At 49.8% G+C, this 14,866-nt stretch carries 12 protein-coding genes; 10 read left to right on the top strand and 2 right to left on the bottom strand.

What is annotated here, in order from left to right:
* Positions 1-64 precede the first annotated feature (64 nt).
* From ASG34_RS10945 to ASG34_RS10935, 3 genes are read left to right on the top strand one after another with little or no spacing between them, the layout of a single operon-like run.
* Positions 65-1,759, top strand: a complete 1,695-nt coding sequence (locus ASG34_RS10945) for a peptidase domain-containing ABC transporter (RefSeq protein WP_055830439.1) — start codon at positions 65-67, stop codon at positions 1,757-1,759.
* Complete coding sequence (locus ASG34_RS10940; RefSeq protein ID WP_055830437.1) at positions 1,749-3,056, top strand: HlyD family secretion protein; 1,308 nt, start codon at positions 1,749-1,751, stop codon at positions 3,054-3,056. The genes ASG34_RS10945 and ASG34_RS10940 overlap by 11 nt, the downstream gene beginning before the upstream one ends.
* A complete protein-coding gene (locus ASG34_RS10935) occupies positions 3,053-4,786 on the top strand; it encodes a TolC family protein (RefSeq protein WP_055830435.1) in 1,734 nt (577 codons plus the stop codon). The genes ASG34_RS10940 and ASG34_RS10935 overlap by 4 nt, the downstream gene beginning before the upstream one ends.
* A 1-nt stretch (position 4,787) precedes the next feature.
* Here the strand turns inward: ASG34_RS10935 and ASG34_RS10930 are convergent, their stop codons facing one another.
* Complete coding sequence (locus tag ASG34_RS10930; protein WP_055830433.1) at positions 4,788-5,444, bottom strand: hypothetical protein; 657 nt, start codon at positions 5,442-5,444, stop codon at positions 4,788-4,790.
* A gap of 24 nt (positions 5,445-5,468) precedes the next feature.
* The gene (locus ASG34_RS10925; RefSeq protein WP_055830431.1) at positions 5,469-7,892 is read right to left on the bottom strand and encodes a penicillin-binding protein 1A; all 2,424 of its coding nucleotides are present in this window, start codon (positions 7,890-7,892) and stop codon (positions 5,469-5,471) included.
* Positions 7,893-8,100: 208 nt separating this feature from the next.
* Between ASG34_RS10925 and ASG34_RS10920 the strand changes: the two genes are divergently transcribed.
* From ASG34_RS10920 to aroB, 7 genes are all read left to right on the top strand, one after another.
* On the top strand, positions 8,101-9,174 hold the full coding sequence (locus ASG34_RS10920; RefSeq protein ID WP_055830429.1) for a pilus assembly protein PilM: 1,074 nt from the start codon (positions 8,101-8,103) through the stop codon (positions 9,172-9,174).
* On the top strand, positions 9,171-9,764 hold the full coding sequence (locus ASG34_RS10915) for a PilN domain-containing protein (protein ID WP_055830427.1): 594 nt from the start codon (positions 9,171-9,173) through the stop codon (positions 9,762-9,764). The genes ASG34_RS10920 and ASG34_RS10915 overlap by 4 nt, the downstream gene beginning before the upstream one ends.
* Before the next feature lie 8 nt (positions 9,765-9,772).
* A complete protein-coding gene (locus tag ASG34_RS10910; protein WP_055830425.1) occupies positions 9,773-10,420 on the top strand; it encodes a type 4a pilus biogenesis protein PilO in 648 nt (215 codons plus the stop codon).
* On the top strand, positions 10,417-10,947 hold the full coding sequence (locus ASG34_RS10905) for a pilus assembly protein PilP (protein ID WP_055830423.1): 531 nt from the start codon (positions 10,417-10,419) through the stop codon (positions 10,945-10,947). The genes ASG34_RS10910 and ASG34_RS10905 overlap by 4 nt, the downstream gene beginning before the upstream one ends.
* Positions 10,944-13,163, top strand: coding sequence for a type IV pilus secretin family protein (gene pilQ, locus ASG34_RS10900; protein WP_055830422.1), 2,220 nt, complete (start codon positions 10,944-10,946; stop codon positions 13,161-13,163). The genes ASG34_RS10905 and pilQ overlap by 4 nt, the downstream gene beginning before the upstream one ends.
* Positions 13,164-13,243: 80 nt before the next feature.
* Positions 13,244-13,786, top strand: coding sequence for a shikimate kinase (locus ASG34_RS10895; RefSeq protein ID WP_055830420.1), 543 nt, complete (start codon positions 13,244-13,246; stop codon positions 13,784-13,786).
* Positions 13,774-14,853, top strand: coding sequence for a 3-dehydroquinate synthase (aroB, locus tag ASG34_RS10890; RefSeq protein ID WP_055830418.1), 1,080 nt, complete (start codon positions 13,774-13,776; stop codon positions 14,851-14,853). Before ASG34_RS10895 ends, aroB begins: the two co-directional genes overlap by 13 nt.
* Positions 14,854-14,866 lie beyond the last annotated feature (13 nt).

Below are 14,866 nucleotides of genomic sequence, written 5' to 3'. Positions count from 1 at the left end.
TTTTGGAACTTAATCCATACTGTCACACACCAATGCACTGGGCCTGAATTACAATAACTTTATTATGGCAAAAGCACAGTCCGAATTAACACCTCTTCAACGAGTTTCCCAGTTAATCAGTTTTGAAAAACAGGATATCCTGTTATTGGTTTACCTGACCATGGGCTATGGCCTGTTGGGCATCGCGACCCCTGTCGCGGTGCAAACCATGGTCAATCTGGTGACTATGGGTGGCGTATTGCAACCGCTCTACGTCGTCGGGTTTATCCTATTCTGCCTGCTCGGTCTTTCCGGCGCCATCTACGTCATTGAAAGCTTCCTGGTTGAACTGATCCAGCGGCGGATTTTTGTGCGTAATAGCTTATTGATAGCGCACAACACCCAGCAAATCCATATATCTGTTTACGATAAAAACAACCCAGTTGAGCTGGTCAACCGCTACTTCGATATCCAGACGGTCCAGAAATCCGTTGCGACACTGCTTACCATTGGCCTGACAGCCTTATTGCAAGGCTTGATAGGCAGCATTGTGCTACTTTTTTATAGCCTGTATTTTGGCATCTTGGTCATCATTATGCTGGTCGTTCTGTGGGCAGTGATTTTCTGGCTCGGCAAGCAGGCCGAACTGACTGCAATACAAGAATCCAAAACCAAATACACCATGGCTGCCTGGCTGGAGAACATTGCCAGAAACAAGTGGTTGTCCAAATTTTATGGCGCCCGGCAACGTACCCTTAAAACTACCGAGCATCTGGCCGAGTATTACCTTAACGCAAGGACTGATCATTTTCGCGTGTTAATGACGCAGCTCATCAGCGCTGTCAGCATGTATGCGCTGATAGGTACTGGCATGCTGGTTCTGGGTGGTACGCTGGTGATCCAGGGTCAAATCAACCTCGGCCAGTTTGTGGCTGCCGAGTTGATCATTTTTGGCGTGCTGTCAGCTTTTGTACGCTTTATCACCAAGCTGGAATACTTTTATGATCTGCTTGCCGCGGTAGACAAGCTCGGTGTGCTGGAAACCTTGCCGGTAGAAGTGTCAGGCGAGCATCAATCAAACGAAAATGGCTACCGCGAATTGCAGGTGGTCGATTTATGTTATCAGCACCAGCAGCAAACGGTGCTGGTGAACAACCTTAACTTTACCCTGCGGCGCGGACAGAGCCTGGCGATTCTTGGGGCATTGGGGACCGGCAAAAGCACTTTGCTTGAGCTGATCACAGGATTGCGTCAACCGGCCCAAGGGCATTTGACCTACAACGGCATTGATCTGCGCCAACTGGATCTGGATCATTTGCGTGACCGTATCGGTGTGGCGGGCAAGGTCGAATGGCAGCAAGGTTCTATCCTCGATAATTTGCGCTTGACCCGAAATGATATTGAGATTGACGTCATTGTCGATGTATTGCAGATACTGGGGTTATGGGAAGACATCAGTAAGCTTGAGAATGGGATAGAAACCGAACTGACCGACTATGGCGCCCCCATGTCTTACACGCAACTACAACGTTTAATGCTGGCGAGGGCAATTATCGGCGCACCGGATTTGATGATTATTGATGGGTTGCTTGATGGTTTGGCCCAGTACGAACTGGATCAGGTGCTGGCAATGCTGAAACGCTACGAGGCAAACTGGATGCTGATTGTGACTACTCGCTTCAAGCATATTGCAGAGCAGTTCCAGCAGGTGATTACCCTGGAATCTGCCAATAATAAGCCAGGTAGCAACGGCAAGTCAGAGGCTGAACATGCAAATTAAGCTGCCCACCCCGCTGGTACGCGGCGTTGAAACGCCTGAGCGCTTGCGCCTGTGGATCAAGCGCATGGCCTGGCTGTTGCTGGTATTGCCGACCATCTTTATGTTTTTACCGTGGCAGCAAAACGTGACGGCCTTGGGTAAAGTCACGGCTTATTCTCCTTCGGAACGTGTGCAAACCATTGATGCGCCCGTGAGTGGATTGATCAATCGCTGGCATGTGCAGGAAGGTACGCTGGTCAAAGAAGGAGATTTGTTGCTGGAAATCACTGATACCGACCCTAATTTCAAGCAGCGCCTGGAAGCCCAGCGTGATAATGTTCAAAACAAATTCATGGCAAAACAGGATGAACTGAATGCTTATGAGCTACAGAAGCAGAATCTGACCTCCGCACGCGATGCCAAAATATCAGCTGCGCAATACAAACTTGATGTAGCCAACCAGAAAATACGTAGCAGCCAGGAAGCGGTGAATTCGGCACAGGCCACCCTGGAGGCAGCCAGCTCACAGCTCACTCGGCTGCAACGATTATTCGCTGACGGCCTGGTTTCAAAACGTGATCTTGAATTGGCCGAACGTGATCATATCATCGCCGGCCGTAATTTGAATGCGGCTCAGGCTCAATTACAGTCAGCCAAGGCTGAAGCAAGTTCTTCAGGCGCTGATATCCAGCAGATACGTTCTGATACCCAGGCCTATCTGGAGTCGACTGAGGCTACGATCAATAAAATTAAAGGAGAAATGGCTGACAGTGAAAACAGCCTGCATAACGCCGAAATTGCGCTGGCACGCCAAAACATGCAAAAAGTGGTAGCTCCGCGCGACGGCACTATTTTCCGCTTACCGGTAAATTCACAATCGCAAATAATCAAGCAAGGGGATCCATTATTGGTGATTGTGCCAGACACCTCGCAGCGAGCAGTCGAGCTATGGGTAGATGGGCGCGATGCGCCGTTGATTACGAAAAAAAGTGTAGTGAGACTAGAATTTGAAGGCTGGCCGGCGATTCAGGTGCCGGGGTGGGCGCAAGTCGGTGTCGGCACTTTTGAAGGTGAAATTTCGTTCGTTGATCCTACTGATAACGGCAGTGGTCACTTCCGCATTATGGTCGTGCACAAACCCGGCTCGCCACAATGGCCGTCACCGAGATTCTTGCGGCAGGGTATCAGTGCCAAGGGTTGGGTGTTGCTGGAGCGCGTCACTATCGGCTATGAACTTTGGCGTTTGTTGAACGGCTTTCCACCGCGTATCCCGCATGAGTTAACACCGTTGAACACTGGGACGGCTAAACCAGCATGAGGGATAAGACCAGCATTTGGCACTCTGCCATTCTATGGGTGATGATCAGTGTAGGCAATCAGGTTTTCGCAGACGAAGTCAGTGATACACGCACCCGGCAACGGTTGGAAAAGCCTGAAGGCAGGGCACTGGAAAAATATAGTCAGCAACCTCCTCAACCCTTGCATGATGCGGTTAAGCTACAGCAACGCAGGCCTTCAGTCTCGGTAGACCTCAAGCGGGCTTTGCTGCCATTTGATAATCCTGAAGACGACAGTATGCTGCCCGAAGCGCAAGGTCAGCAGGTCACCATTGCCGATATTCGCCAACGTGCACTGCAAAACAACTTGCAGGTGAAAGTCGCCCGGATGGATCCTGAACTAGCCAAACAGGCATTGCGCGAAGAGCAGGCCAAATTTGACCAGGTGATTTTCGCTTATGCCAAATATGCCGAGAAAGACACGCCACCGATGTCTGGTGACAAAGTGATTTTCAAATCGGACAATCCGTTGCTGGATGGTGAATTGGCTAAATTAAACCTCGATGCCCAGAAAAAAGAATACTGGGATGTGGAGGCGGGCATCAAGGTGCCATTGCGTACCGGTGGTACCGTAACCCTGAGTGCGCCTCTGGAAAACCGGCAAAGTCTGGGTAAATTTGCCAGCGACCAATACCGTAGTGCGCTGCGTTTTTCCTTTAGTCAGCCGTTGTTGCGCAATGCCGGGCGTGATGTGAATGAGGCCAGTATCCGCATAGCCGAACTTGATCGGGATGGGGTGCAATTGCGCACCCGTTTGCAGACGATCCGCATTGTGGCGATGGTGGATAAGGCTTATTGGGAGTTATACGAAGCCTGGGCGGCGCTGGATGTCCGGAAAAACCAGTTTGAATATGCCAGCCAGAATATGGCTATGGTCAAACGCCGGGTGCAGGAAGGCCTGACGGCTGCGGTCGAAATAAACCGCGCTGAAATTGGCGTGGCAGATCGCATGGAAGCACTGATTGTCGCTGAAACCAATCTCAAGCTTGCCCATAGACAATTACAGTTTTTATTGAATGATTTGCCGGATGATCAGGAAAAACAATCGCCCTGGGTGCCCGCCAGTCCTCCAAAGCTGGTGAAATTCGAATTTGACCGTGCGCACTTGATCCGCGATGCACTGGACAGTCGTATCGAGTTGCTGGATCAGGAACTCAAGTTAAGTGCTGACCTGATTCAAATTGATTATCTGCAAAACCAGACTTTGCCGATGTTTTCGCTCGATTATCAATATGGTGCTTTGTCCGGCTCAGGTGAGCGCTTCAGTGATATCGGCCAGGATTTGTTTGATGGCCGTTACCGCGACTGGTCATTAGGCTTAAAGTTCGAGATGCCGGTAAGCAATGAGGCGCGCAAAGCCAAGCTGGACCGCGCGATTGCGCAGCGCATGCAGCGTTTAACCACCAAGACGCTGCAGACATTGACGGTCAAGCGCGAGATTCACGATGCACTCGATAAGATAGACCAGAACTGGCAACGGATTATCGCGGCACGCCAGCAGGTATTGGTCGCGGGAATCAACTACGAAGCAGAGCTCAAACAGTTTAATGAGGGACTGCGGACCATGACAGAAGTGCTGGAAACACTGACTCGACTGGGTGAGGCGCAAATGAAGGAAATCCGCGCCATCAGTGATTATCAGATATCGCTGGTCGATGTGGCGTATGCGACCGGTACGGTATTAGGTCACGGCCAGATAAGCCTGCAATAAGCTATTGATTTGGCAATGGTGTATTCAATGACTGTTGCGAACGCACCATCTCGCTAAACTGCGATAAATTCATCCGGTTTATGCCGGACTTCTCGCCATTTTTACGCGGCGCTGAACGGATATCATCCGCCTCAAAAATACTGATACGCTGCGTACCAAACCGGGTTTCTACGAGCACCACAGGCACACGTTTACGCACTAGGTCATGTTTCTGCTTGCCTGGGCGATCTGACATCCGGTATTGCTGCTCGTCGCCGTGGTAAGGGATATTCTGGTTCAGCAAGTATATTTCCAGCTCCTTCGCGCTTTCGGCGAACACATGGATATCCGTATCTGCATAAGGTCCGGCAGTGCCGTCTAGTACAGGGCCGGTTAGGTGAGGATTAAACTTTTGCAATAACTGCATGGTCAGCAGTGCTGCCTGCCTCAGATCATGCAAATGCGCGGCATCGGCCTCATCGGCATAAAGCGCATGGTATTCCCGCAAAGCTGTATCAATCTCTGCATTTGTCGGCAACGGGGCATCCTGCTGGATCCCCAGCAGTTTCACGGCTTTGCGCTTGGCGCGCCCATAGTCGCTAATGCCTTCTTCAAACATCAGCCTGGCTGCCGATTGCGCTATTTCCTGGCGCAGGTCACTTGGAAAATCGTCAAACATAAACGCGCTTTTACGAATCAGTATCTAGTTAGGACTCAATAATTTTGCAGCAGGGTTGACCGGTACTTTTCTGTCTTCATCACCGCCGGAATGTTCACCAATTAAACGCTCCAGAAATGAAGGTTCATCTTGTTCCGGGGCTTGCTCGCTCTCCGGGTCAAACAATCCGGGCAGGTTTTCCGGTTGCGATTGTGGCAAGTGTTCTTCATAGAAGTACTCATAAATACCCTGGTCATCCTCGTCGATTTGCGCGCCGGTGTAAGCATCTACTTTCAGTTGCAGTATACCTTCAGGTACTTTGTACTGATAAATCGGCACGCCTTTCAGTGTAGCCTGCATATACTTGATCCAGATTGGCAAGGCAGCACGCCCTCCGGTTTCACCACGCCCCAGGTTACGCGGATTGTCATAACCTACCCAGGCTATCGCGACTTCTTTCGGATGATAGCCGGCAAACCAGGCATCAAACTGGTCATTGGTGGTGCCGGTTTTACCTGCAATATCAGGGCGGCGCAGGGATAATGCAGCTCGTGCCGTACCGTCACGCACCACATCTTGCAGCATACTTGTCATGATGAAGGCATTACGCTGGTCTATAACGCGCTCTTGCGAGATATGCTTGCCGGGTTGCACAGCCATCACAACCTTGTCGCGACTATCCGTGATTTTTTCAATCAGGTAAGGGTGCACCTGGTAACCGCTGTTGGCGAATGTCGCATACGCGGCGGCTAGCTGCCAGGAAGTGGTTGAACCTGCACCCAGCGCCGTTGATAAATACGGCGGATGGTCCTTCGGATTAAAGCCGAATTTACGCAGGTAGTTTTGCGCATAACGCGCACCGATGGCATTCATCAGGCGGATAGAAATCGTATTCTTTGATTGTGCCAAAGCTTCACGCAGACGCATAGGCCCTGCGTACTTTTCATCGTAGTTGCGTGGCTCCCAGTTACTGTTGCTGCCGGTTTCCGTCGAGGCAAAGCTGATAGGTGCGTCTTCAAATACGCTGGCTGGTGAATACCCCTTTTCTAGCGCAGCAGAATAAATAAACGGCTTGAAACTCGAGCCTGGTTGGCGACGTCCTTGCGTTACATGGTTATATTTATTGCGCTGGAAGCTAAATCCACCGATCAATGCATTCACCTGCCCAGTTTCCGGATTGAGGGCAATGAAACCGCTTTCCACCTCGGGTAACTGCACCACCATCCAGTTATCGTTTTGCTGGTAGACGCGAATGACTGAACCTGCGGTGAGTGTAAGTGGGGTACGCTTGGCCGGCGGCATATGATTTTTAACCAGCAAAATGGCTTTGTCCTGCAACTTGAGCACCGTGCCACGCTGAGTGACCAAAGTGAGCAAGTTGGGCTCTACCTTGGTGACCAAGGCGGGCACAAACTGGTTGTAAGTGACAAAATCACGCAGTAATTCCCTGGCTTCCGAAGCCTTCATTTTGCCGGATGGCAGGGGAATTACTTTTTCTGCGCCGCGGAACCCATGGCGCAATTCAAAGTTGATGATGCCCTGGATAACGGCTGCATTTGCCGCTTCCTGATGTTGTTTATGGATGGTGGTGTAAACCTTGAATCCGCTGCTATAGACTTTTTCGCCATAACGTTTGTACAGGCTGGTCCTGACGATTTCAGCCACATATTCTGCGCCCAGGGCTGGCACCATGCGCTTGGAAGACTGGAACTTGAGTGGTGCCTGCATGGCTTCATCGAATTCGTGTTGCGAAATCATGTTGTAGCGGCGCATGTCACGCAGGACCTCATGCTGGCGTCTGATGGCAAAGTCCGGGTGTATGTAGGGGTCATACTTGCTTGGCGCTTTGGGCAAACCTGCCAGCAAGGCGGCTTCAGCTAAATTAAGCTGCCGCAAATCCTTATCAAAATAAGTCCTGGAAGCCGCAGCAAATCCATAAGCACGCTCGCCCAGGTAAATCTGGTTCAGGTAAAGCTCCAGGATTTTATCTTTGCTGATGGCATTTTCAATTTTAATTGCCAGCAGCGCTTCTTTAATTTTGGTCCACATGTTGCGTGGTGTTGTCGGGCTGCTGAAAAAGTTTTTCGCCACCTGCATGGTAATGGTACTGGCGCCTTCATGGCCACGCCCAGTCATATTGTTGCGGATCGCCCGCAGAATGCCAGTGGTGTCAATGCCGTTGTGCTGGTAAAAGCGTCGGTCTTCAATCGCCAGGATGGCATCTTTCATGACCTTGGGTGTTTGTTCAATCGGCACAAACGCGCGCCTTTCCTGGCCAAACTCACCAATCAGGTTGCTTTCGGCATCGTAAATCCGTAGCGGTAATTTGGGGTGGTAATCGGTCAGCGCTTCAAGCGACGGCAGCGAAGGGTAAAGGATACTAATCATCAATACCAGTAGTGCTGCGACGATCAAACTGCCGATGATGGAGATAAAAAGAAAAGACTGTAGCCAGCGTTTTGAATTCATGCCTAGTGTTGCCATCGTGAGAATTACCCCTGAATTGTAATCTTTTTTTGCCGATGCATTGGCAGTTAATTATGGAATCATGCAAATAGTCGGGGCCCGTCTCGCGATGGGTGATAGCAGTAATTCACTAACACATTTAAAAGTGGAGTGGTTGGCACGGTTGATGCATAACTCTCTAAGCATTTAATTCTATTTAAGGGCGATTCAGTTGAGCCTAGGCTTTTTACAACGCAAAAAAACCAGTTTTATCGGTGTGGATGTCAGCGCAACCGCCATCAAGATGGTGGAGTTAACGGCGATTGGCAAGCAGCAGTTCCGACTGGATGGTTACGCCAATATTGCCCTGCCTAAAGGTGTAATCAGCGATGGCAATATCAATGATTTAACCCAGGTGGCAGACACCATACGTTCTACATGGCGATTGCTGGGTTCGCGTGCGAAACAGGTAGTCATGGCTTTGCCCGCATCGGCAGTGATTTCTAAACGTGTGATTATGCCTGCAGGCTTGAGTGATGAAGACCTCGAATTACAAGTTGAGGCTGAAGCTAATCAATACATTCCTTTCCCGCTCGACGAGATGAATCTGGATTTCCAGGTACTGGGGCCGATTGGTAAGAGCACGGACGAAGTGGAAGTGCTGATTGCCGCCGCCAAAAAAGAAAAGATTGATGACCGTGTGGCAGTGGCAGAAGAGGCTGGCCTGAAAGTCAGCATTATGGATGTGGATGCTTACGCTACTGAAACGGCTTACCGTCAGATTTTCAGGCAATTGCCCGGCCATAACAAAAAGACGGTCACCATGATTCTCGATATAGGTGCGCATGTTACCCATATCAGCGTGATGGTTGGATTGCATTCCGTTTATTCAAGAGAGCAAGCATTCGGTGGTGCCATGCTGTCACAAGAGATACAGCGCCGGTTTGGCCTCTCGGCTGAAGAAAGTGAAATTGCCAAACGCCAGGGCGGATTGCCGGATTCGTATGACCAGGAAGTATTGCAGCCGTTTCTTCAAACACTGGCAGGTGAGGCAGCACGTGCGGTTTCTTTTTTTACCAACTCTACTCAGTACAGCAAAGTGGATCACTTGCTGCTGGCTGGCGGTGTTTCTGCAACAGAAGGCCTGGCTGCGCTTATTCAGCAAAAAACCGAGATACATACACTGGTTGCCAATCCGTTTCAAGGCATGACGCTGGTGAATAAAGTAAAACCATCACAACTCGAAACCGACGCCCCTGCATTGATGATTGCCTGTGGCCTGGCATTGCGGGGTGTAGACGCATGATTAAGATCAACCTGTTACCGCATCGCCAGATTCGCCGTGCCGAACGCCAGCGCGAGTTTGGCCTGCTGGCATCACTGGTCGCGATTGCGGCAGCCGCGGTAGTGTTTGTCAGCTGGAGTTATATCAACGCGCAGATCCGCACCCAGCAGAATCGTAACCAGCGCTTGCAGGATGAGATGGTGAGGCTGGATAAGGAAATCGTCATCATCAAAACCTTGAAAGAACAGATCCAGCATGTACTGGAGCGCAAGCAAATTGTTGAAGGATTGCAGAGCGACCGAAACCAGGCGGTACAGATACTGGATGAACTGGCAAGATTGTTGCCGGAAGGCGTGACACTGAAAAGCATCAAGCAGATTGAGAATGAGATAGAGCTGAAAGGCACTGCTGACACTAACAGCCGTGTGGCTTCGTTAGTGCATAACCTGAGCGGGTCTTCTGTTATCCATAACCCTAACCTGGTGGAGATCCAGGCGAGTAATTCTGCGCAGGATCTCAAGATATATGAATTTGTTATCAGGATCACGCTCAAGCAGGATCAACCCGCTGGTAACCAAGCCGAGCAAAAGCCGGCGTCGCCAAAAGGATAGCCCGCATCATGCAACTTTCGGATTTTAATAATATAGATTTAAAAAATGCCGGCAACTTGCCATTGCCCATGAAGGTGGTGCTGTTAAGCATACTGGCTGCGATGATTCTGGTACTGGGTTATATGTTTTTACTGAATCCCAATCTTAAAGAACTGCGTGCTGAAAAAGAAAAAGAGCAAGGCTTACGCGATGAGTACCTGGCGAAAAATATGCAGGCCATCAAGATTAAAGCCTATGAGCAACAAGTCCTGGAGATTCAGCGTACGTTTGGCGTATTGCTGAAACAGCTGCCGGATAGGTCGGAAATGGACGGATTGTTAACCGATATCAACCAGGCTGGGTTGAGTCAGGGATTATCTTTTGAAGCATTTGTGCCTCAGCCGGAGGTGTTTGCAGAGTTTTATGCCGAAAAGCCCATCAATATTAAAGTGTTGGGCAGGTATCACGAGCTGGGTGCTTTTGTCACCGAGGTGGCTAAGCTGTCGCGGATTGTGACACTACACAATTTACAAATACAGCCGATGGCTAAGGATGATAGACATCCCCATAAAGAGGTACTGGTCATGGAAGCTGTTGCGAAAACTTATCGCTACCTGGATGCGGATGAAGTGGCTGCACGCAAGGCAAAAGAAGATGCCAAGGCGGTTAAGAAATGATACGTCATAAATATTTGTTAACGGTGATGTCGGCCATGTTGCTGACGGGATGCGGTAAAGCGCAGGAAGATGACCTGACACAGTTCATGAATGACGCTAGTCAGTCAGCTTCAGCACCAATTGAGCCATTGCCGCAAGTGCAAGGTTTTTCGCCTAAACAATATAACGCAGACGCTGCTTTGCATGACCCGTTTGTGCCACGCAAAGCCACAGTAAAAAGTGCTTTGCAGCCTGATCTTAAACGGCATAAAGAGCCACTGGAAGCTTATCCGCTAGAAGGCCTCAAGTTTGTTGGTGTATTGAGCAAACAGAACAAAATATTTGCCGCCATACAAACGCCTGACAACATGGTGTACCAGGTTAAGCCTGGGCAATACATGGGAGAAAAGCTGGGGCTAATCACTTCGCTGGCAGAAAACAAACAGACGTTAAAGTATGAATTAAGAATTAAAGAGACCATTCAGGACCAGGTGACCGGTGAATGGGCCGAGCAAATGACGACATTGGAATTGCAGGAACATCAATGATGAAAACATATATTTCTTTTGCTACAAAGCTAGCACTATTGTTCGTTGTGATGACAGCGCAACCGGTAATGGCGGCAGAAATGCCTGCGGGTAATAATCAACTGCAAGCCATTGAGGTAACCACGCTACCAGGCGGCCGCCTGAATGTACAACTGCAAATGTCACAGCCTTTGGCCACCGCACCGGCGAGCTTTACCTTATCGAATCCGCCCAGAGTCGTATTCGATATTCCGCGCACCAGCAATGCTACCGGCAAGAATGTGGTTGCTGTTAATCAGGGCGCACTGAAGACTGTGCAGATAGTGCAGGCAAATGATCGAAGCCGGGTAGTGCTGAATCTGTCTAAACCGGTGCAACATCAGTTGCAATTACAGCAAAGTGCATTGGTGATTGCACTTGCTCAAGAAAGCGGCGAGTTGGCCCCAGCAACTGCAGCTGCGAAACGCTTCTCCGAACCTGTCGCGCTTGCTCAGCATCGTGTTCAGAATATAGATTTTGTACGTGGCAAAAATGGTGAAGGACGCATTGTAGTAGACCTCTCCGACAGTCATGTAGGTGTGAATGTGCGCAATGCCGGTAAAACAGTGGTGATTGATTTCACCAACACTGAGTTACCAGAGTCGTTGCAGCGCCGCCTGAATGTAATCAACTTCAACACACCAGTGCTCTATGTAGATGCCCTGCGCCACAATAATCAGGCACAAATTGTGATTGAGCCGCAAGGTGATTGGGAGCAGTCTGCCTATCAGGCTGATCGCAAGCTGGTAGTGGATATCCGCCCATTGGTAAAAGACCCTAATAAGTTGATCCAGGGCTCTAAACAGGGCTATGCTGGTGAAAAATTGTCGCTTAACTTCCAACGTGTGGATGTAAGGGATGTGCTGAAAGTGATTGCTGACTTCACAGGTAAAAATATTGTGGTCAGTGACTCGGTTTCGGGCAGTGTAACGATAGGCTTGAAGGATGTGCCTTGGGACCAGGCTTTGGATGTCATTATGCAAAGCAAGGGCCTGGATATGCGCGTCAATGGCAGTGTGATTTCCATTGCCCCGGCAGAAGAATTTGCAGCCAAGGAAAAAGCGCAATTGACTGCAGATGCCGAGCGGGAAACGCTTGAGACCTTGCGGACTGAAGTTTTTTCACTCAGGTATCAGAAAGCGGCTGATTTCAGAAGTATGTTGCTGGGAGGTGGGCCTGGTATGGCAGCTGGCGCTTCAACGGGAAGCTCTACCGGATCTGCTGCCGGACGAATGAACCGCATCCTGTCACAGCGAGGCAGCGTCACTTTTGATGTACGTACCAATACGATTTTTGTCCAGGACACCCCAAAAAAACTGGAAGAGATTCAGGCAATCATTAACAAGGTAGACGTACCAGTGAAACAGGTGATGATTGAATCGCGTATGGTGATCGCTTCTAACACTTTCTCGAAAGCCTTAGGCGCACGTTTCGGGATTACCCAAACGGGAACGCCAGGCAGCAATACCAATATGACAGTGAGCGGCTCGTTAGGCAACCGCTTCACCGAAATTTCAACTACAGGTGTGGCGACGCAAGGTACACATAACGGCAGTATTCAAACCGCGAGCAATAATGGCAGTACATTGACCAGCTCGGATGGCCTGCCTGATTTGATGTCTAACCTGCCAGTGACCAATGCTTATGGTGGCATTGCCTTAAGCCTGCTTAAATTGTCAGCTAACTTGCTGTTGAATCTTGAGTTGTCAGCACTGGAAGCCGATGCGCGCGGTAAGGTAATTTCGAGCCCGCGCGTGACTACTGCCAACCAGCAAAAAGCACGTATTGCTCAAGGCGTGGAAATCCCTTACCAGACAGCGACCAGCAGTGGTGCAACAGCGGTAAGCTTCAAAAAAGCTGAATTGAGCCTCGAAGTCACCCCCCAGATTACGCCAGACCAGAAAATTATTATGGATTTGGATGTACGCAAAGATAGTAGAGGGGAAACGCTGCCCGGTGGTGTCGCAATCAATACCCAGAACGTGCAAACACAAGTACTGGTAGGCAATGGTGAAACGGTGGTTCTAGGCGGTATCTACGAGCAAGTATCACGTAAGGCTACTGACAAAGTACCGTTCTTTGGCGATTTGCCAGTGGTTGGGTACGCGTTCAAACGCAATACCAAGCAGGAAGACAAAACTGAGTTGCTGATTTTCATCACACCTAAAGTCATGGATGAAACGCTGGCCTTGAACTAATTACCTGTTGCTACCCCGCTGTTACTGACAGCGGACCCTCTTTGCCTTAAAATGCCCAACTGGATCGGTTGGGCTTTTTTATGGGTGAGCGTATACCAAATAATATTTTTTTAATCGGTTTAATGGGTGCAGGCAAAACCACAGTTGGCAAGTTGATCGCCAAAAGTCTGGGTAAAACCTTCTATGATACCGACCACGTGATCGAGCAGCGCACCGGCGTTAAAATCCCCACTATCTTCGAGCTGGAAGGGGAGGCTGGCTTTCGCAAGCGCGAAACGTCCACGCTGGAAGAGTTTGGACAGCAGGATAATATCGTGCTGGCTACCGGAGGCGGGGCGATTATCGCTCCGGAAAATCGTGCCATACTAAAAAAATATGGTTATGTGATTTACCTGCGTGCCAACGTCAATGAGCTGTATCTGCGTACCCGCAACGATAAAAATCGCCCTTTGTTACAAAACGTAGATGTAAAAGCCAAGCTGGAACAATTGTTTCATGCCCGTAACCCCCTATACACCGAGACTGCCGATCTAATCGTCGATACTGGGCATCAACCGGTGACCGTCATTATTCATAAAATAGAAACTGCATTGCGCGCGCTGGAGTCATCATGCAAACCCTAACCGTTAGCCTGGCTGACCGTAGCTACCCCATTCATATCGGCAACGGCCTTTTAGGGCAGGTCGATCTGATTATGCCGCATCTCAAACGCAAGCAAGTGGCGATTGTCAGCAATACCACCGTAGCACCTTTGTACATGCATGCGCTTGCCCAACCTTTAAGAGATGCTGGCGTGAGTGTGATTGAAATTATTCTGCCGGATGGCGAGGCATATAAAAATAACGATACCCTGCAGATTATTTATGATCATTTGCTGCAAAACCGCTGTGAGCGTAATACCACGCTAATTGCATTGGGCGGTGGCGTCATTGGGGATTTGACCGGCTATGCGGCGGCGACTTATTTGCGCGGCGTACCCTTTATCCAGGTGCCTACGACTTTACTATCACAGGTGGATTCCAGTGTCGGTGGTAAAACCGGTATTAACCACCCATTGGGTAAAAACATGATAGGCGCGTTTTATCAGCCAAAACTGGTATTGGCTGACATTGATACGCTAAAAACATTGCCGCAACGTGAGTTATCGGCAGGTGTGGCTGAAGTGATCAAGTATGGCCTGATCCGCGATGCCGATTTTTTTGACTGGCTGGAAACCAATATGTCTGCATTGATGACATTGGATCCTGCAGTCGCTAGCTATGCCATTTATCGTTCATGCCAGAACAAGGCTGAAGTGGTCGCGGCGGATGAGCATGAGCAAGGTGAACGTGCCTTGCTAAATCTGGGCCATACATTTGGCCATGCCATCGAAAATGCAATGGGTTATGGCGTGTGGTTGCATGGTGAAGCGGTGGCGACCGGAACTGTGATGGCGGCAGACTTGTCCCAACGCATGGGCTGGCTGAATGCCACAGAGGTTCAACGTATCAAAGCGATTTTGCAAGCAGCTAAATTGCCGCTCGATGCCCCAGACTTTGGCGCTGAAGAGTATTTGCGGCTGATGCAGCTGGATAAAAAAGTATCGGATGGCCGCATTCGGCTTATCCTGCAGCAAGGCATAGGCAAGGCAGTGATTACAGCCGATTATGATGCCGATAAACTCAAGCAGACACTATCACAGGTTGCCTGATTACCAATAGAGA

Origin of the sequence: Methylophilus sp. Leaf416, from assembly GCF_001424665.1 — a bacterium.
Classification (GTDB): domain Bacteria; phylum Pseudomonadota; class Gammaproteobacteria; order Burkholderiales; family Methylophilaceae; genus Methylophilus.
This window is presented reverse-complemented; position numbering and strand designations above follow the sequence as displayed.